The organism is Pseudomonas sp. K8 (genome assembly GCF_014889455.1).
GTDB lineage: Bacteria > Pseudomonadota > Gammaproteobacteria > Pseudomonadales > Pseudomonadaceae > Aquipseudomonas > Aquipseudomonas veronii.
The window spans coordinates 1-24,341 of record NZ_VJWO01000003.1; the positions used below are offsets into that span (position 1 = coordinate 1).

Genomic DNA, 24,341 nt, shown 5'->3' on the forward strand with positions numbered 1-24,341 from the left:
TCACTGCCCACCCGGGGCAGGTCCACGCGTTGATGGGTGAGAACGGCGCGGGCAAGTCGACGCTGCTGAAGATCCTCGGCGGCGCCTACATCCCGAGCAGCGGCAGCGTGCAGATCGGCGCGCAGACGATGGCCTTCAAATGCGCGGCCGACAGCATTGCCAGCGGCGTCGCGGTGATCCACCAGGAGCTGCATCTGGTGCCGGAAATGAGCGTCGCCGAGAACCTGTTCCTCGGGCATTTACCGGCGCGTTTCGGCGTGGTCAACCGCAGCCAGTTGCGCCAGCGGGCGCTGGCGTGCCTCAAGGGCCTGGCCGATGAAATCGACCCGCAGGAAAAGCTCGGGCGCCTGTCCCTGGGCCAGCGCCAACTGGTGGAAATCGCCAAGGCGCTGTCGCGGGGCGCGCATGTGATTGCCTTCGATGAACCCACCAGCAGCCTGTCGGCCCGCGAGATCGACCGGCTGATGGCGATCATCACGCGCCTGCGCGACGAGGGCAAAGTGGTGCTGTACGTGTCCCACCGCATGGAAGAAGTGTTCCGCATCTGCGACGCGGTCACGGTGTTCAAGGACGGCCGCTACGTGCGTACCTTCGACGACATGCGTGCGCTGAGTCACGACCAGTTGGTCACCTGCATGGTCGGTCGCGATATCCAGGACATTTACGACTATCGGCCGCGCGCACACGGCGAGGTGGCGCTCAAGGTCGACGGTTTGCTCGGCCCGGGCTTGCGCGAACCGGTCAGCTTTGAGGTGCGCAAGGGCGAGATCCTCGGCCTGTTCGGCTTGGTCGGCGCCGGGCGCACCGAGCTGTTTCGCCTGCTCAGCGGCTTGCAGCGCGCCACGGCGGGGCAGTTGGAACTGTGCGGGCAAGCGCTGCAATTGCGCTCGCCGCGCGACGCTATCGCCGCCGGCGTACTGCTGTGCTCGGAGGACCGCAAGAAGGAGGGCATCATCCCGCTGGCCAGCGTCGCCGAGAACATCAACATCAGCGCACGCGGCGCCCATTCCAGGTTCGGCTGGCTGCTGCGCGAGGGCTGGGAGCAGGGCAACGCCGAGCAGCAAATCCGCGGGATGAAGGTCAAGACGCCGAGCGCTGCGCAGAAAATCATGTACCTGTCCGGCGGCAATCAGCAGAAGGCCATTCTCGGCCGCTGGCTGTCGATGCCGATGAAGGTGCTGCTGCTGGACGAGCCGACGCGGGGCATCGACATCGGCGCCAAGTCGGAGATCTACCAGATCATCCATGACCTGGCGGCGAGCGGTATCGCGGTGATTGTGGTGTCCAGCGACTTGATGGAGGTGATGGGGGTTTCCGATCGCATTCTGGTGCTGAGCGAAGGCGCCCTGACCGGTGAATTGAGCCGCGATCACGCGGACGAAGCGCGGCTGCTGCAACTGGCACTCCCGCGGTCGCGGGTTTGAAGCATTCGAGGGCACAGGTATGTCTCAAGTAAAAACTGCAAAAAGCTTCTGGCCGGGTTTCAACCAGCGTAAGTTTCTCGATGACTGGGTGATGCTGCTCGCCGCGTTGGGCATCTTTGTGCTCAGCGCGTTGTTTATCGACAACTTCCTCTCGCCGCTGAACATGCGCGGGCTGGGCCTGGCGATTTCCACCGTAGGCATCGCCGCCTGCACCATGCTGTTCTGCCTGGCGTCGGGGCACTTCGACTTGTCGGTCGGTTCGGTGATCGCCTGCGCCGGGGTGGTGGCCGGGATCGTGATCCGCGACACCGACAGCGTGGTGCTCGGTGTGTCGGCAGCCTTGGCCATGGGCTTGGTGGTGGGGCTGATCAATGGCATCGTCATCGCCAAGCTGCGCATCAATGCGTTGATCGCCACCTTGGCGACCATGCAGATCGTGCGCGGCCTGGCCTACATCTTCTCCAACGGCAAGGCGGTCGGCGTGATGGACGAGCGCTTCTTCGTGTTCGGCAACGGCCAACTGCTGGGCGTGCCGGTGCCGATCGTCATCACCGTGCTGTGCTTTGTGTTCTTCGGCTGGCTGCTCAACTACACGACCTACGGGCGCAACACCATGGCCATCGGTGGCAACCAGGAAGCGGCGTTGCTCGCCGGGGTGAATGTCGACCGCACCAAGATCATCATCTTTGCCGTACACGGGTTGATCGGCGCATTGGCCGGGGTGATCCTCGCGTCACGCATGACCTCGGGCCAGCCGATGATCGGCCAGGGCTTCGAGCTGACGGTGATTTCCGCTTGCGTGCTGGGCGGGGTGTCGCTCAGCGGCGGCATCGGCATGATCCGCCATGTGATCGCCGGGGTGCTGATCCTGGCGATCATCGAGAACGCGATGAACCTGAAGAACATCGACACGTTCTACCAGTACGTGATCCGCGGCTCGATCCTGCTGCTGGCGGTGGTGATCGACCGCATGAAACAACGCTGAATTCATGCCATGTGAAGATCTAAGTGTGGGAGGGGGCTTGCCCCCGATGGCGGTCTATCAGTAACAGATGTGCAGACTGGCACACCGCTATCGAGGGCCAGCCCCCTCCCACATTTGGATCTCAACTGTATTGAGGTTCGGTATTTGCCATAATGCCGCTCGTTTTCGTACCACCACATAGGCCCGATATGCAGGAAACCGCCCACACCCCCGTCAAAGACGCCGCCCCCACTGGCACCCAGACCTTGCTGCGTGGCTTGGGCGTGGTGCAGGCGGTGGCGGCCGGTGCGCGGGATCTGAAAGAGATCGCCCGGCGCATCGGCACCACCCGCAGCACCACGCACCGCCTGGCCAGTTGCCTGGTGGAGGAGCGCTACCTGCGCGTGGTGCCGCAAGTCGGTTACCTGCTGGGGCCGAAGCTGATCGAGCTGGGGTTTCAGGCGCGCGAAGAGTTGCCGTTGGTGACCCTGGCGGTGCCGTACCTGGATGAGTTGTCGGCGCTGACCGGTGACACCATCCACCTGGCGATTCGCGAAGACGACGACGTGCTCTACCTGCACAAGAACCCCGGGCGCAACGGTCCGGAAATGCGCTCGCGGGTCGGCCACCGCATGCCGCTGGCGCGGACCGGCATCGGCAAGGCGTTGCTGTTGGATGACAGCGTCGAAGAGTGGCAGCGCCTGTACGAAGTCAGCCAGCCGGCGGCAGGGAAACACCTGCAGTGGCCGCAACACCCCGAGCAATCCTGGGCGCAGTTCGAGCAGCGCATGCATGAGTATGTGCTGGGCGGGTATGCGTTCGACCTGGAAGACAACGAACCGTCGATCCGCTGCGTGGCGGCACCGGTGCGCGATGCCAGCCGGCGAATCGTCGCCGGCATCAGCATCGCCAGTACCGTGCCCTACATGCCGCTGGAGAAAATGGCCGAGCTGATTCCTGTGATCAAACAGGTTGCGGCGCGGCTGTCCGCGGAGTTGGGCGCGAAGGCCTGATCAGGCCTTCAAGGTCGCCATGTCGATGACAAAGCGGTACTTCACATCGCCGGCGATCATGCGCGTGAACGCCTCGTTGATCTGACGGATGTCGAGCATTTCGATGTCGCAGGTGATGCCGTGCTCGGCGCAGAAATCCAGGACTTCCTGGGTTTCGGCGATGCCGCCGATCAGCGAACCGGCGAGCATTTTACGCCCCAGCACCAGCTTGGCGGCGTTGACGGGCGGGTCCACCGGCTCGATCAGGCCAACAAGGATATGCACGCCGTCAAAGCGCAGCACATCGAGGTAGGGGTTCAGGTCGTGCTGCACCGGGATGGTGTCCAGCAGGAAGTCGAAGTGCCCGGCGGCGGCGTGCATTTGCGCGGCGTCGGTGGACACGATCACATGATCCGCGCCCTGGCGGCGGCCTTCCTCGGCCTTGCTCGCGGAGCGGGTGAACAGCGTGACTTCGGCGCCCATCGCCTTGGCGAACTTGATGCCCATATGGCCCAGGCCGCCCATGCCGAGAATCCCGACTTTATCGCCGGCCTTCACACCGTAGTGCTTGAGCGGCGAGTAGGTGGTGATGCCGGCGCAGAGGAGCGGTGCGGCGCTGGCCAGGTCGAGCTTGGCCGGGATCTTCACCACAAAGTGTTCGCTGACCACGATGCTGTCGGAGTAGCCGCCCATGGTGTTGCTGCCGTCCACACGGTCCGGGGTGGCGTAGGTCATGGTCGGGCCTTCGAGGCAGTATTGCTCCAGGTCCGCTTGGCAGGCGTCGCAATGGCGGCACGAGTCGACCATGCAGCCGACGCCGACCAGGTCACCGACCTTATGCGCGGTGACGCTGGCGCCGACGGCGGTGACTTTGCCGACAATCTCGTGGCCCGGCATCAGTGGATACACGGCGATGCCCCATTCGTTGCGGGCCTGGTGGATGTCAGAGTGGCAGACGCCGCAGTACAGAATTTCGATCGCCACGTCATCGGCGCGCGGGCTGCGGCGTTCAAACGACATGGGGGCGAGGGGAGTGGTGGCCGACTGGGCGGCATAACCGATAGCGGTGTACATGAGTGAACCTCGCAGAAGCAGTGACAAGTGAGGTGGGCCATTTTCCGCGCCGACCCCGGAGGCGGCCATGGCGATTGCTCCGAGTCTCATGCCTATTCGTCCGGGAGTACGCCTGGTTTGGATGCACGGCGCGCCAGACCTGCGATGATGCTCTCATCCCTTATTCGCGAAGTTTTTTGCCATGTTGTTGACCCGCCATCTCGACGCCAACGCCACCCTGGTTTCCTTGATCGAGCGGCTGACGCCCTGCGACGGTTTCTCCCCGACCCACCTGCCGGGCGTGCAGGTGCTGCGCGCCAGTTGCGACGTCGCGCGCGGGCCGCAGATCTATGAGCCGAGCCTGATGTTCGTCGCCCAGGGCAGCAAAGTCGCGTACCTGGGCCCGCGTACCCTGGAGTACGGCGCGGGGCACTACCTGATCCAGGCGATGCCGGTGCCGTTCGAGTGCGAGACGTTCGCCCTGGCGCCCGACGCACCGCTGCTGGGGGTGACGGTGGGCATTGATCGGGTGGTACTGGGCGAATTGGTGATGGCCATGGGCATGCAGGCCGGGCCGCCGCCGACGGCGCAGACCTTGGAGTCGATGAGTTCGGTGGTGCTGGATGACGCCATGCGCGGTTGCGTCGAGCGCCTGTTGCAATGCCTGCACGATCCGTTGGAAAGCCGGATCATGGGCCCGGCGCGTGTGCGCGAATTACTCTTCACCGCCTTGCGCGGGCCCCAGGCCGATGTGTTGCGGGCGTTGGTGGAACAGCAGGGGCAGTTCTCGCGGATCGCCACCTCGTTGAATCACCTGCATGCTCATTACGCCGAGCCGCTGAATATCGAGACGTTGGCAGGTTACGCGCACATGAGTGCGTCGACCTTTCATGAACACTTCAAGCGCTGCACCTTGTTGTCGCCGGTGCAGTATCTGAAGCGTTTGCGTTTGCTCAAGGCGCAGCAGTTGTTGCTGGTGGAAGGCATGGGCGTGGCACAGGCGGCGCATCGGGTGGGGTATCAGAGTACGTCGCAGTTCAGCCGCGAATATAAGCGCTACTTCGAGCGAAACCCAGGCGAAGAGCGCGCTGCCTGATTCTCCCTGGCTCAACGGGATTAAAAATGTGGGAGGGGGCTTGCCCCCGATGACGGTGGGTCAGCCATCGATGTGCTGACTGTTCCACCGCTATCGGGGGCAAGCCCCCTCCCACATTGAGTTGATGCCAGCCACAAAAAAGGCTCCCGATCTGGGAGCCTCCTGGGTCATGCAACCCTTTTACATATTCGGGTAAGTCGGCCCACCCGCGCCTTCCGGCGTGACCCAGGTGATGTTCTGCGAAGGGTCCTTGATGTCACAGGTCTTGCAGTGTACGCAGTTCTGGGCGTTGATCTGGAAGCGCTTCTCGCCGTCTTCCTTGGTCACCACTTCATACACACCGGCCGGGCAGTAGCGCTGCGCCGGTTCATCGTAGAGCGGCAGGTTGGTGCCGATCGGGATGCTCGGGTCTTTGAGTTTCAAGTGGCACGGCTGTTCTTCTTCGTGGTTGGTGCCGGAGATGAACACCGAGCTCAGTTTGTCGAAGCTCAGCTTGCCGTCGGGCTTGGGGTAGTCGATCCTCTGGCAGTCCTTGGCCAGCTTGAGGCAGGCGTAGTCCGGCTTGGTGTCGTGCAGGGTGAACGGCATCTTGCCGCCGAGGATGTTCTGGTCGAACCAGTTGAAGCCGGCACCGATGATCGGGCCGAACTTGTGCATCGCCGGGCCGAAGTTACGGGTGGCGAACAGCTCTTCGTAGAGCCAGCTGGCTTTGAACGCGTCGACGTAGTTGGTCAGCTCGTCGCCGCCTTCGGCGTCGGCCAACAGGCGCTCGGCCACGGCGTCGGCGGCGAGCATGCCGGACTTCATCGCGGTGTGGCTGCCTTTGATCTTGGCCACGTTCATGGTGCCCAGGTCACAGCCGATCAATGCGCCGCCCTTGAACACCATCTTCGGCAACGAGTTGATGCCGCCCTTGGCCAGCGCGCGCGCGCCGTAGCTGACGCGCTTGCCACCTTCCAGATACTGGGCCAGCACCGGATGATGCTTGAGGCGCTGGAACTCATCGAACGGCGACAGGAAAGTGTTGCTGTAGGACAGGTCGACGATCAGGCCGACCACCACCTGGTTGTTTTCCAGGTGATAGAGGAACGAGCCACCGGTGTTCTCGTTGCTCATGATGTCCAGCGGCCAACCGGCGGTGTGGACCACCAGGCCGGGTTGATGCTTGGCCGGGTCGATTTCCCAGATTTCCTTCAGGCCGATGCCGTAGTGCTGGGCGTCGGCGTCGCTGTCCAGCTTGAAGCGCTGGATCAGTTGCTTGCCGATATGGCCACGGCAGCCTTCGGCGAACAGCGTGTACTTGCCGCGCAGTTCCATGCCGGGGGTGTAGACGCCTTCCTTCGGCTTGCCTTCGCGGTCGACGCCGAGGTCGCCGGTGATGATCCCGCGCACCACGCCGTTTTCGTCGAACAGCGCTTCCTGCGCGGCGAAGCCTGGGTAGACTTCCACGCCGAGGTTCTCGGCCTGCTGAGCCAGCCAGCGGCACAGGTTGCCCAGGGAGATAATGTAGTTGCCTTCGTTGTGCATGGTCTTGGGCACAAAGAAGTCGGGCACCTTGGTCGAGGTGTCGGCGCTGCGCAGCACATAGATGTCATCGCGCACCACCGGGGTGTTGAGCGGAGCGCCGAGTTCTTTCCAGTCCGGGAACAGTTCGTTCAGGGCGCGTGGTTCGAACACGGCACCGGAAAGGATATGTGCGCCGACCTCGGAGCCTTTCTCGACCACGCAGACGCTGATTTCCTTACCGGCTTCGGCGGCCTTCTGCTTCAGTCGGCAGGCGGCAGACAGGCCCGCCGGGCCAGCGCCGACGATGACCACGTCGAATTCCATGTATTCGCGTTCCACAGGCTATCTCCTACTCAGGCTCACAGGCTTTTTTTCTAATGGGTGGAGGTTGGGTGTCGTAAGCGTCATCGCTGCGTTCACTGGGCAGGCGGATGACCACCTTTCTCTCTAGGTGGCGCATTATATCTACACCACTCTCAGCGTCCAATACAAACGTTTGTTTGAATTGCTTGGAAGCTAGGTAAATCAAAGCAACGGGGCTTATGACTGGCCATTTTGCCGTATTGACCAGAATAGGCGTTCCGGTCAAGATACGGTCGGTTTTGCGCTCGCCGTAGGCTGACTGTAGGTTTCAAGAGCACCTTTAAAGACAGGCGAAGGCGAAAAAGAGTGACGCGTGCCCAATGCTGGCGCGCAGTTTACACGTCGCGATCATGAATGACCTCCCAGTCACCACTGACGAACGGTCATCACTCTCCATCGCTGCGTCACTTGCCGAAGGTTTTGAAGGTGCCCTTGTGTGCCGATGAGCATCAACCGCCAGGTTCGCCTAGGCGACTTTCTTTTCACCGGAGAGTAACGAGGAATCCATGAAGGTTCTTGTAGCTGTCAAACGCGTTGTCGATTACAACGTGAAAGTTCGCGTCAAGGCGGACAATTCCGGCGTCGACCTCGCTAACGTCAAGATGTCGATGAACCCTTTCTGCGAAATCGCCGTGGAAGAAGCCGTGCGCCTGAAAGAGAAAGGCGTGGCGACTGAAATCGTCGTGGTTACCATCGGCCCGACCACTGCTCAAGAGCAGCTGCGTACCGCTCTGGCCCTGGGCGCCGATCGCGCCATCCTGGTCGAGTCCGCTGAAGAACTGACCTCCCTGGCCGTGGCCAAGTTGCTCAAAGCCGTTGTCGACAAGGAACAGCCATCGCTGGTGATCCTCGGCAAACAGGCCATCGACAGCGACAACAACCAGACTGGCCAGATGCTGGCTGCACTGACCGGTTACGGCCAGGGCACCTTCGCCTCGAAAGTCGAAGTGAGCGGCGACAGCGTTGCCGTGACCCGCGAAATCGACGGCGGCGCGCAGACAGTTTCGTTGAAACTGCCGGCCATCGTCACCACCGACCTGCGTTTGAACGAGCCGCGCTACGCGTCTCTGCCGAACATCATGAAAGCCAAGAAGAAGCCTCTGGAAGTGCTGACTCCGGATGCTTTGGGCGTTTCCACCGCATCTACCAACAAGACCGTCAAAGTCGAAGCGCCGGCTGCACGCAGCGCGGGCATCAAGGTCAAGTCGGTGGCTGAACTGGTCGAGAAACTGAAAAACGAAGCGAAGGTAATCTAATCATGACTATCTTGGTAATCGCTGAACACGACAACAAGGTACTGGCTCCGGCCACCCTGAACACCGTGGCCGCCGCGGCGAAAATCGGTGGTGACATCCACGTGCTGGTTGCAGGCCAGGGCGCTGGCGCCGTGGCTGAAGCCGCGGCGAAAGTCGCTGGCGTGAGCAAAGTACTGCTGGCCGACAACGCCGCTTACGCTCACCAACTGCCGGAAAACGTCGCGCCTCTGGTCGCCGAGCTGGGTGCTGGCTACAGCCACATCCTGGCCGCTGCCACCTCCAACGGCAAAAACATCCTGCCGCGGGTTGCCGCGCAACTGGACGTTGACCAGATCTCCGAGATCATCTCGGTCGAAAGCGCCGACACCTTCAAGCGTCCGATCTACGCCGGCAACGCCATTGCCACCGTGCAATCGACCGCCGCGGTCAAGGTCATCACCGTGCGCGCCACCGGTTTCGACCCGGTTGCCGCCGAAGGCGGTTCGGCCGCCGTTGAAGCCGTCTCCGCGGCCCACGACGCGGGTATTTCCAGCTTCGTCGGCGAAGAGCTGGCCAAGTCGGATCGTCCTGAGCTGACCGCTGCCAAGATCGTCGTTTCCGGCGGGCGTGGCATGCAGAACGGCGACAACTTCAAGCACCTGTACGCCCTGGCCGACAAGCTGGGCGCTGCCGTCGGCGCTTCCCGCGCTGCGGTCGACGCAGGTTTCGTGCCCAACGACATGCAGGTCGGCCAGACCGGCAAGATCGTTGCGCCACAGCTGTACATCGCCGTCGGTATCTCCGGCGCGATCCAGCATTTGGCCGGCATGAAAGACTCCAAGGTGATCGTAGCGATCAACAAGGACGAAGAAGCACCGATCTTCCAGGTGGCTGATTACGGCCTGGTGGCGGACTTGTTCGAAGCCGTACCTGAATTGGAGAAGCTGGTCTAATCCAGTCGCTTCACTTATAAAGAGCCCGGTCTTTTGACCGGGCTTTTTATTATCGGAGCACCTTGCCATGGAATTGCGCCCCTGGGCCACACTGCTGGGTTTCACACTGTTGCTGCCGACCCTGTCGCTGGCGGCCGGCAAATGCGAACGCCTGGTGGCTACCGGCAGCCCGGACGCTCCGCCTTTGCTCTGGCGCGATCCCCAGGACCCCACGCACTTGATCGGCGCCACCGCCGACATGTTGCAGCAAGTGGCCCAGGACCTTGGGCTGAAAATCGACCTGCTCTATGGCGGCAAGCGTTCCCAGGCCTTGGATGAAGTGCGCAGCGGGCGCATGGATCTGCTGGCCGATGCGCCGTTGAATATCGGCGAGCTGGAAACCCTCGACTACCTCCACCCGGCGCTGGTGCAGATCGACTATCTGGTCTGGACCCGCAAGGACTCGGCGTTGGCCTATGCCACGGCCGCCGACCTGCACGGCCATCAGGGCGCGGTGTCGGAACGGGCGCGGTTGAGCCGCGACTTTGAAACCTTCGCCGCCCAGCAATTGACCCTGCAACGCCTGCCCACCTTGACTCCAGCGTTTCAGAAACTGCTGCTGGGGGAAGTGGACTACGTACTCGCCGGGCGTTACTCCGGCATGGCCATGGCCGAGACCCTGGGCATGAGCAATGACCTGTTCGCCCGCGACGTGCCCGTCGATCAGCCTGGCCTGTACCTGGCGATTTCCCACAACTCCGCGTGCAATGACCCCTGGCTGCGCGGACAGCTGGCGAAAAAGATGACAGAATTGTCCGGGTCTGGTGTGGCGCAAGCTGCGCTGCAGCGCAATCTGGAGCGCTGGAAAGCGCAATTGCAACAACCCGTCGGCACCCCAACAAAGTAGGGATTTTCAGTGATTTTTCGACCTTTTTTAGCGGCCCTCGCCGTCGTTGCTCTGGCGGGATGTGCAGCCGATCCTGCGCCGAATGAACAAATACGCCTCACCCAGCAAGCGTTGGAACAAGCCAACGCCGTGGGTGCCAACTCCGATGAATCGTCCGAACTGAAACTGGCTGAAGGTAAATTCGCCCAGGCTCAGGCTGATATGGCCGACCAGTCCTACAAGAACGCGCGCATGCAGGCCGAACAGGCCGAGCTGGATGCGCGTCTCGCCGAAGCCCAAGTGTTGACCCGCAAGAGCCAGGAACAACTGAACGTGCTCAATACCCGTATCACCCGCCTGCGCAAGCAATTGCAGCTGGGAGAAGCCCAATGAGCCCGATGATCCGTGGCTTGAGTTGTGTCGTGCTGCTGGGCAGCGCGGCCCTGGGCGGTTGCGCCAGCCACCCGAATGGCGAGCAGGCCCTGCAACAGGCGGGCAGCGACTTCCAGAAGGTCAAGGAAGACGCCAACGTGCTGCGCTTCGCGCCCAAGGACGTGATCCGCGCCGGAGAGTCCCTGGCCCGTGCCGATCGCTTGTCCAGCTATTGGGGCAGCGGTGCCGACGTGGTGCATTACGCCTACCTCAGCCAGCGCTACAGCGCGATCGCCCGCGAACACACCGAGCAGGCGCTCAATCAGGAACGTGGCGCCAAACTCGAACTGGAACGCCAGCGCCTGCAACTGGCCCTGCGCGAGAGCAAGCTGGTCAGCGTGCAGCAGCAGGGCAAATGGCTCGAGGAACAGATCGCCAGCCTGGCCACCACCCAGACCGATCGCGGCCTGGTGATGACCTTGGGCGACGTGTTGTTCGACACCGGTGAAGCCGAACTGAAAAACTCGGCCAACCGCACCGTGCTGAAAATCGTCCAGTTCCTGCAACTGAACCCCAAGCGCATCGTGCGTATCGAGGGTTACACCGACAGCACCGGCGGCGAGCAGGAAAACCTCCAACTGTCCCGCGACCGCGCGCAATCGGTGGCGGATGTGCTGGTGGACCTGGGGATCGACGAAAAGCGCATCCAGGTCGAAGGCTATGGCGACCAGTACCCGGTGGAGGCCAATGCTTCCGAGCGCGGCCGCGCGCAGAACCGCCGGGTAGAGATCGTGTTCTCCGACGCGAAGGGCCAGTTGGGCGCCGCCCGCTAGGAGCCTGGCGCAAGCAAAATATGGGAGGGGGGCCCCCTCCCACATTTTTTTCGGGGGGCCCGAAACGCCTCAGGCCACCCTTACAGTTTTTTCTATCACTGCCGCTCGCGCTCGACTATTGTGGCAACTGTCCCCGTACACTTCTAAACTGTGCCGGTATGTTTCACACAAAAATAAAATAGCCGTGAAATCGAGTGCTGCGTCATGACCAATCTGTTGCTTTACCAACGTATCGCCCAGCAACTGGCTGAGGATATCCGGCGCGGTGTCTATCAACCGGGCGAGCGCGTGCCTTCGGTGCGCAAGATGAGCTCCCAGCTCAACGTCAGCCATGCCACGGTGTTGCAGGCTTACGCCAACCTGGAAGATCAGGGCTTGATTCGCGCGCGGCCGCAGTCCGGGTATTACGTACACCAGACACCGGCGCTGACGGCGCCGACGCCGGATATCGCCCGGGTCGAGCGCCCGGGGTTGGTGACGCGCAGCAGCATCATTCAGCAAGTGTTGGTGGAGTCGCGTCGCGAAGGCGTATTCCCGCTGGGCGCGGCCGTGCCGAGTGTGGATTACTTGCCGGTACGCGCACTGCACCAGCAGTTGGCCAAGGTCACGCGCTTCCAGAGCCCGCGGGCGTTCAGTTACATGTTCAGCCCAGGCTTCGAGCCGTTGCGCCGCCAGGTGGCGATCCGCATGCGCGATGCCGGCGTGGTGGTGGACCCGTCCGAAGTGGTGATCACCCACGGCTGCGTCGATGCCCTGCAGATGTCGTTACGGGTGCTGACGCGGCCGGGCGACCTGATCGCCGCCGAGTCGCCGACCTATTACGGCTTGCTGCAATTGGCGGATCTGCTGGGCCTCAAGGTCATCGAGATCCCCAGCGACCCTGCCACCGGCATGAGCCTGGAAGCCCTGCAATTGGCCGCTAACCAGTGGTCGATCAAAGCCCTGGTGCTGACCACGCGCCTGAGCAATCCGTTGGGCGGCACCATGCCCGAGGAGCGGCAGAAACACTTGCTGCGCCTGGCCTCGGATTTCGATATCCAGATCGTCGAAGACGATATCTACGGCGAACTGATGTTCGAACTGGGGCGCACCAAAGCCCTGAAAGCCTACGATCGCCTCGACCGCGTGATTTATTGCTCGAGCTTTTCCAAAACCCTGTCACCCGGCGTGCGTATCGGCTGGATGATCGCCGGCAAGTATCAGCAGGAAATCCAGCGTTTGCAGATGTTCAGCACCCATTCGGCGTGCAGCGTCACCCAGATGGGTGTCGCCGCGTACCTGGAGAACGGCGGTTACGATCGGCACTTGCGTTACATCCGCCAGGAGTACCGCAAGAACCTCAGCGCGTTCCAACTGGCGGTTCAGCAGTATTTTCCCGAAGGCACCCAGATGACCCGTCCGACCGGCGGTTTTATCCTGTGGGTCAGTTTGCCGGGGCGGGTCAATACCCAGGAACTGCACGTGCGTGCATTGCAGCAGGGCATCAGCATCGCACCGGGGTTGATCTTCAGTAATACGGAACAGTTCAACCACTGTATTCGTCTTAACTGCGGCACGCCGTGGAATCGCGAGGCAGAGCGGGCGCTGATGACTTTGGGGATGCTCGCCAGTCAGTTATGCCTGGAGACAGCGGCCGGCTTGTGAGGCTCGCCAAGTAGCCAGTTCTGATAGCTGGCCAATCACCGCGCTTGTCATGCTGCCCTCAACAAGCGAGCATATGGCCTTCTGCCGTTAATGCTGTTGGCAATATGACTTCTATTTTTCGCGTTGTTTTAGTGATTAGCCTGCTCAGCTTGAGTCACGTCGGCGTCACGCTGGCGGCGACGCCTGTGGCGGACCCCGCACCGACCGCGAGTACCGAGCACACAACCCCCGCAAAAAAACCGACCCCGGCGAAAAAAGCCCCGGCGACCAACAAAAAAAACGCATCGGCAAAAAAACGCGCGCCGGTTGCGAGCACGTCCAAGTCCGCCCACGAAGTGGCCCAGACCCACTTGCCACCGGCGCAGTTGGACTTGTCCCTGCCCTCCGACATGGTCAGGCATTTGCAGCCCATCGGCAGTATGCCTGCGCCGAAAAACGTACCGTTGTTGCCGCCGATGTTTGGCGAAAAGCCGACTGACAACAGTGCATTCCAGATCAACGGTCGCCTGCTCAGCAATGAGATGAAGCTGCAACTGCGCAACGAAGAACGGCGTGAGGTGGAAGGCGCGGCGCTGGATTTCGAATTCAAGCAATAAACTTTTCCGGCGAAGGTGACGTCGATACTCGACCATCTGTCGCAGACTGGTCAGTCACTTTTATTTTCTGCGAAAAACCCCTGTTAGACCATTTTAAAACGGCTGTTTAAGGGCGTACTCTAGCCCGGCCGTCCCTATTGAGCCGTCGAGGACCTGTTGCTCATGAAATGCCGTGAAGGCTGTGGCGCTTGCTGCATCGCCCCCTCCATCAGTTCACCGCTGCCGGGAATGCCCCACGGCAAACCCGCGGGCGAACGCTGCCTGCACCTGTCGGTCGAACAGTTATGCCTGCTGTTCGGGCAACCGGAACGGCCGGCGGTGTGCAGTGATTTCAAGGCGGATATCGAGGTCTGCGGCACCGACCAGGCCGATGCGATCAGGTTGATCGGCTGGTGGGAGCAGATGACGGCAGCTTGATGGCTTTACTATCGGAACTTCAACAATAAGGAATACAACAATGGTTTCGCTGAAACGAATGGCTGTGTTGTGCGGTTTTACGGTGTTGTTTGCTGCCACTGCTCAGGCTGAGGATTGGCAAGTCGCCAAGGATGAAGACGGGATCAAGGTGTCGCTGAGCGAAGTCGCCGGTTCCAAGTACAAGGCGTATCGCGGTGTGACAGTGATCAAGGCCCCCGTGGCCAAGATCGAGGCCTTGCAGGAAGATGCGGTCGGTGCCTGCGCCTGGATTCATGATTGCAAGTCGCAAAAACTGCTCAAGCAGGAGGGCGTCAAGAGCTGGACCTACACCCAATTCAAGGCACCGTTCCCGGTGACCGACCGCGATTCGATCCTGGAAATCACCACGGCCAAGGCCGCCGACGGCAGCGTGACCCGCACCCTGCTGGAAGTGCCGACCTATCAGCCGGAAGTGAAGGGTTATGTGCGCGTGGCCCAGGTCGACGGCTACTGGAAACTGGTGCCTAAAGGCGCCAACGAAACCGAAGTGACCTACCAGGTACACACCGAGCCAGGCGGCAGCGTGCCTTCGTGGTTGGCCAACAAGTTCGTGGTGGACGCCCCGTTCAACACCTTGAAAGCCCTCAGGGAACGCGCCGAGAAGTAAGCGCGGCAGACCCGGTGCCTGCGACCTTGAGTGGAACGTTTAGCGAGCCCTCAAGGTCCAGATAGAGGTAAGCCCACACGCGGGCTTTATCGAGGAGGCACCGATGCAAAAGTGGCAGATTACCTTCGTTGATGATCACGGTGTGCAGTCCGTGGAGCAGTTCACCTGCGAGCGCAAGCCCAGCCTCGAAGATGCGGCACACTTGATTCGCGACAAGCTGGTGCCGGTGGCCGCCGAACTGGACCTCAATGACCTGGAAGGCCGTAAACCCGAACCGACGGTCAAGATCCTCAAAGACCAGAACAGTATCCAGATCCTCGACATCTCTCCCGTCGTCTGAACATTCCCTGTCTGCCATTCAAGCGCCTCTGGTGGAGGTGATAGCTTCGCGCTACTCTGCAAGTGAGATCAGCGAATGAATCGCTAAGGTCTGGTCTTGTCAGCTACATGCTTGTTTTCCAGCGGTGATGTCATTGCCGTAGTACCCGCGCCAGTAAGGCGCGGGCTTCGGGAAGCACGGAAAGTCTATCCATCGGTTTGAGGAGGACGTTTCATGAGCACAGCCTATCAAGAAGACATCAGCACCAACGTTCTGCGCCGCATGAAAGAAGGCGGCTTCGATTTTTCACGGTTCCACCCCATCGAGTTCTACGCCATTTTCCCGGACGAGGAACGGGCGCGCAGGGCTGCGGGTCGGTTTCGTGGCGAATCCCTGAATGCTCAGGTCAGCGCGCGCGACGATGGCGCCTGGTACCTGGAACTGAGCAAGATCATGTTTGCAACCTACGACGGCATAGGAGACTTCGAGCAAGACTTTGAAGCGGTGGTCGAGCCGCTGGGCGGGATCATCGAAGGATGGGGCGTCAAGCAGGAGGTGCGTGGGTTACCCATGTAGCAGTATGAGAAACACAGCGTATCGGCTGACCTTTGGGTCGGCCGATTTTGTTTGTGGCGTCTGAAATCAGACGCAACTCGCGCTGTATTTCCAGGCAAAAAAAACCACCCGAGTGGGGTGGTCGAAAGGGAAGACCGGAGGAGTCGGTCGATACACGAGATCACACGGTACCGATTGCTCGATGGGTAAGGCTGTAGGACGAGTCCTGTTCAGCAGATGACGTTGATTATCCGCACCGGGGGGCGGGCAGTGAAATCAACACTGGCTATGCTGTTGATAGTCAAAGCCCGCATTGTGATGAAGCGCGCGACAAGACACCGGGCATTCCGCGCACCAGGATGGTGCGCTTAACTCCCCGCTATTATTTAACTCACTGATTTTTAAGTGTTTATGCCGCTGGCACGGGCCTTGCGATGATTCTTGCGTCCGGGTGACAAGGAGTACGGCATGATCCGCACTTATTACGACGAAATGTACGATGGGGCAGGGCAGGTTCGCCCTCATTACCGCGAGTTCGCCCGCTGGTTGGCCGAAACCCCCGCTGAACTGCTGGCCCAGCGCCGGCGTGAAGCCGATTTGCTGTTTCACCGCGCCGGGATCACCTTCACCCTCTACGGGGATGAGCAGGGCACCGAGCGCCTGATTCCCTTCGACACCATCCCGCGCAGCATTCCCGCCAGTGAATGGCGGATTGTCGAACGTGGCTGCATTCAGCGGGTCAAGGCGCTGAACATGTTTCTCGCCGACCTCTACCATGAACAACGCATCATCAAGGCCGGGATCATTCCCGCCGAACAGGTGCTGGCCAACGAGCAGTATCAGTTGGCTATGCAGGGCTTGAATCTGCACCGCGATCTGTATTCCCACATCTCCGGTGTCGATCTCGTGCGTGATGGTGACGGCACTTACTACGTGCTGGAGGACAACCTACGCACGCCCAGCGGCGTCAGCTACATGCTCGAAGACCGCAAGATGATGATGCGCCTGTTCCCCGAACTGTTCGCGGCCCAGCGTATCGCGCCGATCGACCACTACCCCAACTTGCTGCTCGACACCCTGAAAAGCGCCAGCCCCCTGGATAACCCCAGCGTGGTGGTGTTGACCCCCGGGCGTTTCAACAGTGCGTTCTTTGAGCATGCCTTCCTCGCCCGGGAAATGGGCGTGGAACTGGTGGAGGGCGCCGACCTGTTCGTGCGCGATGACCGCGTTTTCATGCGTACCACCGACGGCCCCAAGGCCGTGGACGTGATCTATCGCCGCCTCGACGATGCGTTTCTCGACCCGCTGGCCTTCAACCCGGACTCCATGCTCGGCGTCCCCGGCCTGCTTGCCGCCTATCGTTCGGGCAATGTGGTGTTGGCCAACGCGATCGGCACCGGGGTGGCAGATGACAAGTCGGTGTACCCCTTTGTCACCGAGATGATCCGTTTTTACCTGGATGAAGAACCGATCTTGAAGAACGTTCCGACCTTCCAATGCCGTAAGCCCGACGAACTGTCCCACGTATTGGCTAACCTGCCGCACCTGGTGGTCAAGGAAACCCAAGGCTCCGGCGGCTACGGCATGCTCGTCGGTCCGGCTTCCACTGCGGCGGAAATCGAAGCCTTCCGCGCGCGTATCAAGGCCAAGCCCCACGCCTATATCGCACAGCCGACCCTGTGTTTATCCACCTGCCCGACCTTCGTCGAAAACGGTATCGCCCCGCGCCATATCGACCTGCGCCCGTTCGTGTTGTCCGGCAAGGAAACCCGCGTGGTGCCCGGCGGCCTGACCCGCGTGGCGCTGCGCGAAGGTTCACTGGTGGTCAACTCGTCCCAGGGCGGCGGCACCAAAGACACTTGGGTGGTTGAGGACTGATGCCATGTTGAGTAGAACTGCCTCGGATCTGTACTGGATGTCGCGCTACCTCGAACGCGCGGAAAACCTCGCGCGCATGCTCGACGTCAGCTATTCGCTGTCGCTGATGCCCCAGGACGGGCGCGGCGACGGCCTGCATGAACTGGCCATGCCGTTGCTGATCACCGGCACGCTGGACGACTACCACGCGCGACACGGTGAGCTGCACGCCGAACGCCTGCTGCACTTTTTCGCCCTGGACGCGGCCAACCCGGCCAGCATCTACAGCTGCCTCGGTGCTGCGCGGGCCAGCGCCCATGCGGTGCGTGGGCGAATCACGGCCGACATGTGGGAAAACATCAACGCCACCTGGCTGGATATCCGCGACATCGCCCAGCAAGGCTTGAGCCGCTACGGCATGAGCCGGTTCTGTGAGTGGGTCAAGGAGCGTTCGCACCTGTTTCGCGGCGCCACCTACGGCACGATCATGCGCAACGATGCTTTCCGCTTTATCCGTCTGGGCACTTTCATCGAGCGCGCCGACAACACCCTGCGCCTGCTGGACGCACGCTATGAAATGGCCGGCGACCAGGCCGAAGCGGTCAGCGATGGCACGGCCCACGCGTACTACCAGTGGAGTGCCTTGTTGCGTGCGTTGTCGTCGTTCGAGGCCTACACCGAGATCTACCGCGACGCCCCCGGCGCCCGGCAAGTGGCGGAGCTGTTGCTGTTGCGCGCCGATGTGCCGCGTTCGCTGCGGGCCTGCAGCGAAGAGATCGACCAGATCCTCGCCAGCCTGCCCGGCCTCAACGGCCGCCCGGCCCAGCGCCTGGCCGCCGAAATGGATGCGCGCCTGCGCTTTACCGCCATCGACGAAATCCTCGAGGAAGGCCTGCATGCCTGGCTGACCGACTTTATTCCCTTGGTCCGCCAGTTGGGCGACGCCATCTACAGTTCCTACCTGGAGGCGGCATGAGACTCTCCATCAGCCACGAAACCACCTACCACTACGACGATCAGGTGCGCGCCAGCATCCAGTACCTGCGCCTTACGCCCCACGACAGCGAACGCCAGCACGTACTCAGTTGGCAACTGGATCTACCGCGTCCGGTGCGCGCCCAGGTCGACCCGTTCGGCAATATCCTGCATGTGCTGACCCTGGACGAGCCTCACGACGCCATCATCATCGGTGCCCGTGGCCAGGTCGATATCGACGAGTTGCGCGAGGCTGAGCACGAGAGCCAGTCCGCCTACCCGTTCCTGCGCAGTACGCGGCTGACCGAGCCCGACGAAGCCCTGCGCCGCTTTGCCGAGCAGCATTGCCATCAGCGCCGCGACCGCAGCGCCTTGATCGACCTGATGCACGCGCTCAACCACTCGATGGTCTACACGCCCGGCGCCACGGAGGTCGACACCAGCGCCGCGCAGGCCTTCGCGGGGCGTGCGGGGGTGTGCCAGGACCACACCCACGCGTTCCTGGCCTGCGCGCGCAGCCTGGGGATTCCAGCGCGGTATGTGTCGGGGTATTTGTACACCGAGGACAGCACGCACCTGGCCAGTCACGCCTGGGCCGAAGCCTGGCTGGACGACGCCTGGTACAGCTTTGACGTGACCAACCAACTGGCGCGGCCGGAGCGGCACCTGAAACTGGCCGTGGGCCTGGATTATCTGGACGCCTGCCCGGTACGCGGCATGCGGCGCGGCGGCGGGCATGAGCAGATGCATGCCAAGGTGTCGGTGGCGCCGACGCCGCTGGTTTCGGTGCAGCAGCAATAGCTCAGGGCTGCTGCTTACGCCCGGCCATATGCTTCAAATACTCCACCAGCAACGCCAGCTCGCTCTCGGGCAACACGCCGGCGGCGAAGGCTGGCATTTTCGCTTGGGGCCAGCGCCGCAGGCTTTGTGGGTCGCGGATATAGCGCTTGAGAAAATCGCCGCTGAAATATTCGGTGGGGTTGTAGGGAATGTTCAGGTCCGGCCCTACCTGTGCATCGCCAGCCCCATTGAGGCGGTGACAGGCCAGGCAGTTTTTCTGGAACAGCGCAAAACCTTGGTTGACCGGATCATTCGCACCCAGCTTCGGATCGGGCAGCAACGCCGGAAAACGCTCGGCAACCGTCTTCAACTGCTTGATCCCGGAGATCTGGAACGGCCATTGCTCGGGGCTGATGTGCCCGGCCTGAGGGTTCGTCCACACCAGGTAGAACGGCCCGGCACTCGGCTTGTCGGCGGCCAGCGCGGGCCACGGATCGCTGGGATCTTCCACCGCCAGCCAGGCGCGGGCGCCGTGTGTTTCCAGCAAAGGCGCGGCGCTCAGTTCGGCGGCGAACCCGTCGAGCGCGATGGCCTGCAGATGGTTTTCCGTCTGCAGACCCGGTAGGAGTACCGCCAGCGGGACTGCGCGATACGTCATGCTTCGCTTGTAGGAAACGTCATCAACGATATGCACCGTCTGTGCATCGGGGTGCTTGAGCAGGTCTTCGGTCTGCCAGGTCTTGCTGGTGTGGTCCAGCTCGATGGTCAACTGCGCGGCGGCAACGGGCAGGGCGAGGAACAAGGCGAAGAGGGCGAGGATCGATTTCAAGAGAGAGGCCCGGTGCGAGAAGAAGTGGCGCCTAAGATACCGGAAAATTCCCAGGCAAAACGGCAGCCCCTGCAACGGGACCGCTATACGCAATGTCCCCGCAGGAGCTGCCAAAAACTGCAAGCCTGATGTACAGAATGGCGCGTGTGATTCGTCACCCAAGCACCTTGGTCAGGTTGGGCAAGATCAGAATCAGTGTGGTGGCGAACAGAATAAGTCCCGCCTGACGTATTTTCGAATGCTTGAACATGGCTGACTGCCTTTTGTTGTTATTCCTGAGCGTCAAATGCGTGCCGGTTTATTTCAGTATCGCAACGTGACGTGTCGCTTTTCTTACAGCTGCTCCAGCAAAACCCGGCAGCAACTTCCTACTGAGTGAACCTTAGAGCCCTCGTTCTGCGTGGCTTAGATCCATTTCATATCAACTTGTCATATTTTTTACTGAAAGAGGTATGAGGCCTATCGCCATCTTGGCGCCAATGCCTTGGCTAGACCGCTAAAACGATTAATCAAACGGTTGCACTCATCTGCTACCGTTCGTCCGAGCGAGGGGGTCAAACGCAATGAGCGCATCCGTCATTGAAACCGTGTCAATCGGGCCTAAGGTAAGGGCACACATGCACAGCGGTTCGAGGATGTCATGACCCAAGCTTTGATCTTTGATGCGATACGCACGCCCCGGGGCAAAGGCAAGGCCGACGGTGCCTTGTACAGCGTCAAGCCGGTAAACCTGGTGGCGGGTTTGTTGACGGCGCTGGCCCGGCGCAGCGACCTCGATACCCGTCAGGTCGATGACATCGTCCTCGGCTGCGTCACCCCCGTGGGCGACCAGGGCGCCGACATCGCCAAGACCGCCGCGCTGGTGGCGGACTGGGACGTCAGCGTCGCCGGTGTCCAGGTCAACCGCTTCTGCGCTTCGGGCCTCGAGGCGGTGAACCTGGGCGCGATGAAAGTGCGTTCCGGCTTCGAAGACCTGGTGGTGGTCGGTGGCGTCGAGTCGATGTCCCGCGTGCCCATGGGCAGCGATGGTGGCGCCTGGGTGCTCGATCCGCAAACCAATCTGCACAGCCATTTCACGCCCCAGGGTATTGGCGCGGATTTGATCGCGACCCTGGAAGGCTTCAGTCGTCAGGACGTCGACGCCTTCGCCCTGCATTCCCAGCAGAAAGCGGCCCGGGCGCGCGCAGACGGTTCCTTCAATAAGTCGCTGATCGCGGTGCAGGACCAGAACGGCCTTGTGCTGTTGGACCACGATGAATTTATCCGTGCCGACTCCACCCTCGAAGGCCTGGGCAAGCTCAAGCCCAGCTTCGAGATGATCGGGCAGATGGGCTTCGACGCCACCGCGCTGCGGGTCTATAGCCATGTCGAGCGGATCAACCATGTCCACACCCCCGGCAACAGCTCCGGTATCGTCGACGGTGCCGCGTTGATGTTGATCGGCTCCGAGGCCAAGGGCCGCGAGCTGGGCCTGCAAGCGCGGGCGCGGATTGTCGCCACGGCGGTCACCAGCACCGACCCTACCATCATGCTCACCGGCCCGGCGCCAGCCACGCGCAAGGCGTTGGCCAGGGCCGGGCTGCGCGTCGAGGACATCGACCTGTTTGAGGTCAACGAGGCGTTCGCCTCGGTGGTACTCAAGTTCATCAAGGACATGGGCATCGACGCCGCCCGGGTCAACGTCAACGGCGGCTCGATCGCCATGGGCCACCCGCTGGGCGCTACCGGTTGCGCGATCCTCGGCACCTTGCTCGACGAACTGGAAGTGCGCCAACAACGCTACGGCCTGGCCACCCTGTGTGTCGGCGGTGGCATGGGCATCGCCACCATTATCGAACGCCTCTGAGCCCAAGGAATTGTCATGACCCAAGCCATTCGTTACGAAAAAGGCCAGGACCAGATCGTGGTCCTGACCCTCGACATGCCCGGCCAGAGCGCCAACACCATGAACGCCGTGTACCGCGAGGCCATGGCGGCCACCGTGGCGCGGCTGCAAGCGGAAAAGGACGGGATCGCCGGCGTGGTCATCACCTCGGCGAAGAAGACGTTCTTTGCCGGTGGCGACCTCAATGAACTGATCAAGGTCGACAAGGCCCACGCCAAGGAATTTTCCGACAGTGTGCGGGTACTGAAGGCGCAACTGCGCAGCCTGGAAACCCTTGGCAAACCGGTGGTCGCCGCCATCAATGGCGCGGCCCTCGGCGGTGGCTGGGAGATTTGCCTGGCGTGTCATTACCGGGTCGCGCTGGACGACCAGTCGCTACAACTGGGGCTGCCGGAAGTCACCCTGGGCCTGCTGCCGGGCGGCGGTGGCGTGGTGCGGATGGTGCGCCTGTTGGGCTTGGAAAAAGCCCTGCCGTATTTGCTCGAAGGTAAGAAGATCCGCCCACGGCAGGCCCTGCAAGCGGGCTTGATCGACGCGCTGGCAGTGGATCGCGACGAACTGCTGGCCAAGGCTCGCGCCTGGATTCTCGCCCACCCCGACGCCGCGCAGCCGTGGGACAACAAGGCTTACCAGATCCCCGGAGGCACGCCGTCCAGCCCGAAAGTCGCGCAGATGCTCGCCATCGCGCCCTCGATCCTGCGCAGCAAAACCAATGGCTGCTTGCCGGCGCCGGAGAAAATTCTCTGCGCGGCGGTGGAAGGTGCCCAGGTGGATTTCGACACCGCGCACCTGATCGAAACCCGCTACTTCACCGAATTGGTCACCGGGCAGGTGGCGAAAAACATGATCGGCACCTTCTGGTTCCAGCTCAATGACATCAACGCCGGGCGTTCGCGCCCTGAGGGTTTTGCGCCTTACCTGACGCGCAAGGTCGGCGTGCTCGGTGCCGGGATGATGGGCGCGGGGATCGCCTATGTCAGCGCCTGTGCAGGCGTTGAGGTGGTGCTCAAGGACATCAACCTCGCAGCCGCCGAGAAAGGCAAGGCGCACTCGGCCACCCTGTTGGACAAGAAGGTCAGCCGTGGGCAATTGACCGCCGAGCAGCGCGAAGCCACCTTGGCGCGTATCCATCCTACGCAGTCTGACGCCGACCTGGCCGGCTGCGACCTGATCATCGAAGCGGTGTTCGAAGACCGTGAGCTCAAGGCCAAAGTCTCTGCGGCCGCGCAAAACGTGGTCGGCCCGGACGCGGTGATCGCTTCCAACACGTCCACCTTGCCTATCAGCGGCCTGGCCACGGCGGTGCCGGATCAGGCCAAGTTCATCGGCCTGCATTTCTTCAGCCCGGTGGACAAGATGCCCCTGGTGGAAATCATCAAGGGTACACAGACCTCGGACGAAACCCTGGCCCGTGGTTTCGACTTTGTCCTGCAAATCAAGAAAACCCCGATTGTGGTCAACGACAGTCGCGGCTTCTTCACCTCGCGGGTGTTCGGCACGTTCACCAACGAAGGCATTGCCATGCTCGGCGAAGGCGTGGCTGCGCCGATGATCGAGACCGAAGCGCGCAAGGCCGGTATGCCGGTGGGGCCGCTGGCGGTGTCTGACGAAGTGTCGCTTAGCCTGATGAGCCATATCCGACAGCAGACAGCCAAGGATCTGCAGGCCGAAGGTAAAGCCGCGCCAACCCATCCGGCGACGCAGGTGATTGATCTGTTGGTCAACGAATACCAGCGCATGGGCAAGGCGGCGGGGGGCGGTTTCTATGAGTACCCCGCAGGTGGGCAAAAATATTTGTGGCCGGAACTGAAAAGCCGCTTCGAACGCCCCGACCAACGCATTTCAGCGCAGGACGTGCGCGACCGTTTGTTGTTTATCCAGGCCATCGAAACCGTGCGCTGCGTGGAGGAGGGCGTGTTGATGTCCACCGCAGACGCCAACGTCGGCTCGATCTTCGGTATCGGCTTTGCGGCGTGGAGTGGTGGCGCTTTGCAATTTATCAACCAGTACGGCTTGAACGACTTTATTGCACGGGCGCGCTACCTGGCCGAGCAGTATGGCGAGCGCTTCTCGCCGCCGGCGTTGTTGCTGCAGAAAGCCGCACAGGGTGAAGTATTTCGGTGATCAATGCGGGGCTTGCTTTGCAGGTACATTTCAAGGCAGGCTCTGGAGGTGTTCAATA

The 24,341-nt window shown here is 61.7% G+C and carries 23 protein-coding genes; 20 read left to right on the top strand and 3 right to left on the bottom strand.

The genetic code is table 11. The features are described from left to right. The 3 genes from araG to INT12_RS02780 all read left to right on the top strand — a co-directional run. Positions 1 to 1,424, top strand: a 1,424-nt coding sequence (gene araG, locus INT12_RS02770; protein WP_193058755.1) for an L-arabinose ABC transporter ATP-binding protein AraG, incomplete at its 5' end; no start/stop codon positions are given. A 19-nt stretch (positions 1,425 to 1,443) separates the two neighbouring features. Then, positions 1,444 to 2,409: an L-arabinose ABC transporter permease AraH gene (gene araH, locus INT12_RS02775; protein ID WP_046382386.1), complete on the top strand. Its 966-nt coding sequence runs from the start codon at positions 1,444 to 1,446 to the stop codon at positions 2,407 to 2,409. A 188-nt stretch (positions 2,410 to 2,597) separates the two neighbouring features. After that, entirely contained in the window at positions 2,598 to 3,401 is an 804-nt protein-coding gene (locus INT12_RS02780) for an IclR family transcriptional regulator (protein ID WP_046489321.1), read from the top strand. On the opposite strand, the gene INT12_RS02785 is transcribed toward INT12_RS02780, so the two are convergent. Next, positions 3,402 to 4,454, bottom strand: coding sequence for an NAD(P)-dependent alcohol dehydrogenase (locus INT12_RS02785; RefSeq protein ID WP_102618467.1), 1,053 nt, complete (start codon positions 4,452 to 4,454; stop codon positions 3,402 to 3,404). Positions 4,455 to 4,635: 181 nt separating this feature from the next. Between INT12_RS02785 and INT12_RS02790 the strand changes: the two genes are divergently transcribed. Beyond that, positions 4,636 to 5,529 (top strand): AraC family transcriptional regulator, encoded by an 894-nt coding sequence (locus INT12_RS02790; RefSeq protein ID WP_017848522.1) that lies wholly within the window; start codon positions 4,636 to 4,638, stop codon positions 5,527 to 5,529. A 180-nt stretch (positions 5,530 to 5,709) separates the two neighbouring features. On the opposite strand, the gene INT12_RS02795 is transcribed toward INT12_RS02790, so the two are convergent. After that, complete coding sequence (locus INT12_RS02795; RefSeq protein ID WP_169884383.1) at positions 5,710 to 7,374, bottom strand: electron transfer flavoprotein-ubiquinone oxidoreductase; 1,665 nt, start codon at positions 7,372 to 7,374, stop codon at positions 5,710 to 5,712. A 530-nt stretch (positions 7,375 to 7,904) separates the two neighbouring features. On the opposite strand from INT12_RS02795, the gene INT12_RS02800 reads away from it, so the two are divergent. From INT12_RS02800 to INT12_RS02865, 14 genes are all read left to right on the top strand, one after another. Then, a complete protein-coding gene (locus INT12_RS02800) occupies positions 7,905 to 8,654 on the top strand; it encodes an electron transfer flavoprotein subunit beta/FixA family protein (RefSeq protein ID WP_017848520.1) in 750 nt (249 codons plus the stop codon). Positions 8,655 to 8,656: 2 nt separating this feature from the next. Beyond that, the gene (locus INT12_RS02805) at positions 8,657 to 9,586 is read left to right on the top strand and encodes an electron transfer flavoprotein subunit alpha/FixB family protein (protein WP_017848519.1); all 930 of its coding nucleotides are present in this window, start codon (positions 8,657 to 8,659) and stop codon (positions 9,584 to 9,586) included. A 67-nt stretch (positions 9,587 to 9,653) separates the two neighbouring features. Then, a complete protein-coding gene (locus INT12_RS02810) occupies positions 9,654 to 10,472 on the top strand; it encodes a substrate-binding periplasmic protein (RefSeq protein ID WP_193039877.1) in 819 nt (272 codons plus the stop codon). 9 nt (positions 10,473 to 10,481) lie between these two features. Continuing rightward, positions 10,482 to 10,844, top strand: a complete 363-nt coding sequence (locus tag INT12_RS02815) for a DUF4398 domain-containing protein (protein ID WP_026140217.1) — start codon at positions 10,482 to 10,484, stop codon at positions 10,842 to 10,844. Continuing rightward, a complete protein-coding gene (locus tag INT12_RS02820; protein ID WP_046489324.1) occupies positions 10,841 to 11,656 on the top strand; it encodes an OmpA family protein in 816 nt (271 codons plus the stop codon). Before INT12_RS02815 ends, INT12_RS02820 begins: the two co-directional genes overlap by 4 nt. A 204-nt stretch (positions 11,657 to 11,860) precedes the next feature. Further along, a complete protein-coding gene (locus INT12_RS02825; RefSeq protein ID WP_017848515.1) occupies positions 11,861 to 13,300 on the top strand; it encodes a PLP-dependent aminotransferase family protein in 1,440 nt (479 codons plus the stop codon). Positions 13,301 to 13,404: 104 nt separating this feature from the next. Continuing rightward, the gene (locus INT12_RS02830; protein WP_193039878.1) at positions 13,405 to 13,896 is read left to right on the top strand and encodes a translation initiation factor 2; all 492 of its coding nucleotides are present in this window, start codon (positions 13,405 to 13,407) and stop codon (positions 13,894 to 13,896) included. A 162-nt stretch (positions 13,897 to 14,058) separates the two neighbouring features. Beyond that, a complete protein-coding gene (locus tag INT12_RS02835; RefSeq protein WP_017848513.1) occupies positions 14,059 to 14,313 on the top strand; it encodes a YkgJ family cysteine cluster protein in 255 nt (84 codons plus the stop codon). 40 nt (positions 14,314 to 14,353) lie between these two features. Further along, the gene (locus INT12_RS02840; RefSeq protein ID WP_046489328.1) at positions 14,354 to 14,959 is read left to right on the top strand and encodes an START domain-containing protein; all 606 of its coding nucleotides are present in this window, start codon (positions 14,354 to 14,356) and stop codon (positions 14,957 to 14,959) included. A gap of 103 nt (positions 14,960 to 15,062) precedes the next feature. Then, a complete protein-coding gene (locus tag INT12_RS02845; protein ID WP_046382393.1) occupies positions 15,063 to 15,299 on the top strand; it encodes a hypothetical protein in 237 nt (78 codons plus the stop codon). 213 nt (positions 15,300 to 15,512) lie between these two features. Further along, positions 15,513 to 15,854: a ribonuclease E inhibitor RraB gene (locus INT12_RS02850; protein ID WP_003193463.1), complete on the top strand. Its 342-nt coding sequence runs from the start codon at positions 15,513 to 15,515 to the stop codon at positions 15,852 to 15,854. A 447-nt stretch (positions 15,855 to 16,301) separates the two neighbouring features. Then, a complete protein-coding gene (locus tag INT12_RS02855) occupies positions 16,302 to 17,711 on the top strand; it encodes a circularly permuted type 2 ATP-grasp protein (protein ID WP_046382394.1) in 1,410 nt (469 codons plus the stop codon). Positions 17,712 to 17,715: 4 nt separating this feature from the next. After that, positions 17,716 to 18,666: an alpha-E domain-containing protein gene (locus INT12_RS02860; protein ID WP_026140215.1), complete on the top strand. Its 951-nt coding sequence runs from the start codon at positions 17,716 to 17,718 to the stop codon at positions 18,664 to 18,666. Then, positions 18,663 to 19,466 (top strand): transglutaminase family protein, encoded by an 804-nt coding sequence (locus INT12_RS02865; protein WP_017848508.1) that lies wholly within the window; start codon positions 18,663 to 18,665, stop codon positions 19,464 to 19,466. Before INT12_RS02860 ends, INT12_RS02865 begins: the two co-directional genes overlap by 4 nt. A gap of 1 nt (position 19,467) precedes the next feature. Here INT12_RS02865 and INT12_RS02870 read toward each other — a convergent pair whose 3' ends face one another. Continuing rightward, positions 19,468 to 20,274 carry a c-type cytochrome gene (locus tag INT12_RS02870; RefSeq protein WP_193039879.1) on the bottom strand — a complete coding sequence of 269 codons (807 nt, stop codon included), beginning with the start codon at positions 20,272 to 20,274 and terminating at the stop codon, positions 19,468 to 19,470. A gap of 640 nt (positions 20,275 to 20,914) precedes the next feature. On the opposite strand from INT12_RS02870, the gene INT12_RS02875 reads away from it, so the two are divergent. Further along, positions 20,915 to 22,120, top strand: a complete 1,206-nt coding sequence (locus tag INT12_RS02875) for an acetyl-CoA C-acetyltransferase (RefSeq protein WP_193039880.1) — start codon at positions 20,915 to 20,917, stop codon at positions 22,118 to 22,120. Between the two features lie 15 nt (positions 22,121 to 22,135). Continuing rightward, a complete protein-coding gene (locus tag INT12_RS02880; protein ID WP_193039881.1) occupies positions 22,136 to 24,283 on the top strand; it encodes a 3-hydroxyacyl-CoA dehydrogenase NAD-binding domain-containing protein in 2,148 nt (715 codons plus the stop codon). Positions 24,284 to 24,341 lie beyond the last annotated feature (58 nt).

Bases quoted from the DNA above. Each gene is read 5' to 3' on its own strand.
- araH (WP_046382386.1), top strand. From the start codon at position 1,444: ATGTCTCAAGTAAAAACTGCAAAAAGCTTCTGGCCGGGTTTCAACCAG.
- INT12_RS02780 (WP_046489321.1), top strand. From the start codon at position 2,598: ATGCAGGAAACCGCCCACACCCCCGTCAAAGACGCCGCCCCCACTGGC.
- INT12_RS02785 (WP_102618467.1), bottom strand. From the start codon at position 4,454: ATGTACACCGCTATCGGTTATGCCGCCCAGTCGGCCACCACTCCCCTC.
- INT12_RS02790 (WP_017848522.1), top strand. From the start codon at position 4,636: ATGTTGTTGACCCGCCATCTCGACGCCAACGCCACCCTGGTTTCCTTG.
- INT12_RS02800 (WP_017848520.1), top strand. From the start codon at position 7,905: ATGAAGGTTCTTGTAGCTGTCAAACGCGTTGTCGATTACAACGTGAAA.
- INT12_RS02805 (WP_017848519.1), top strand. From the start codon at position 8,657: ATGACTATCTTGGTAATCGCTGAACACGACAACAAGGTACTGGCTCCG.
- INT12_RS02810 (WP_193039877.1), top strand. From the start codon at position 9,654: ATGGAATTGCGCCCCTGGGCCACACTGCTGGGTTTCACACTGTTGCTG.
- INT12_RS02820 (WP_046489324.1), top strand. From the start codon at position 10,841: ATGAGCCCGATGATCCGTGGCTTGAGTTGTGTCGTGCTGCTGGGCAGC.
- INT12_RS02825 (WP_017848515.1), top strand. From the start codon at position 11,861: ATGACCAATCTGTTGCTTTACCAACGTATCGCCCAGCAACTGGCTGAG.
- INT12_RS02830 (WP_193039878.1), top strand. From the start codon at position 13,405: ATGACTTCTATTTTTCGCGTTGTTTTAGTGATTAGCCTGCTCAGCTTG.
- INT12_RS02835 (WP_017848513.1), top strand. From the start codon at position 14,059: ATGAAATGCCGTGAAGGCTGTGGCGCTTGCTGCATCGCCCCCTCCATC.
- INT12_RS02840 (WP_046489328.1), top strand. From the start codon at position 14,354: ATGGTTTCGCTGAAACGAATGGCTGTGTTGTGCGGTTTTACGGTGTTG.
- INT12_RS02845 (WP_046382393.1), top strand. From the start codon at position 15,063: ATGCAAAAGTGGCAGATTACCTTCGTTGATGATCACGGTGTGCAGTCC.
- INT12_RS02850 (WP_003193463.1), top strand. From the start codon at position 15,513: ATGAGCACAGCCTATCAAGAAGACATCAGCACCAACGTTCTGCGCCGC.
- INT12_RS02855 (WP_046382394.1), top strand. From the start codon at position 16,302: ATGATCCGCACTTATTACGACGAAATGTACGATGGGGCAGGGCAGGTT.
- INT12_RS02860 (WP_026140215.1), top strand. From the start codon at position 17,716: ATGTTGAGTAGAACTGCCTCGGATCTGTACTGGATGTCGCGCTACCTC.
- INT12_RS02865 (WP_017848508.1), top strand. From the start codon at position 18,663: ATGAGACTCTCCATCAGCCACGAAACCACCTACCACTACGACGATCAG.
- INT12_RS02875 (WP_193039880.1), top strand. From the start codon at position 20,915: ATGACCCAAGCTTTGATCTTTGATGCGATACGCACGCCCCGGGGCAAA.
- INT12_RS02880 (WP_193039881.1), top strand. From the start codon at position 22,136: ATGACCCAAGCCATTCGTTACGAAAAAGGCCAGGACCAGATCGTGGTC.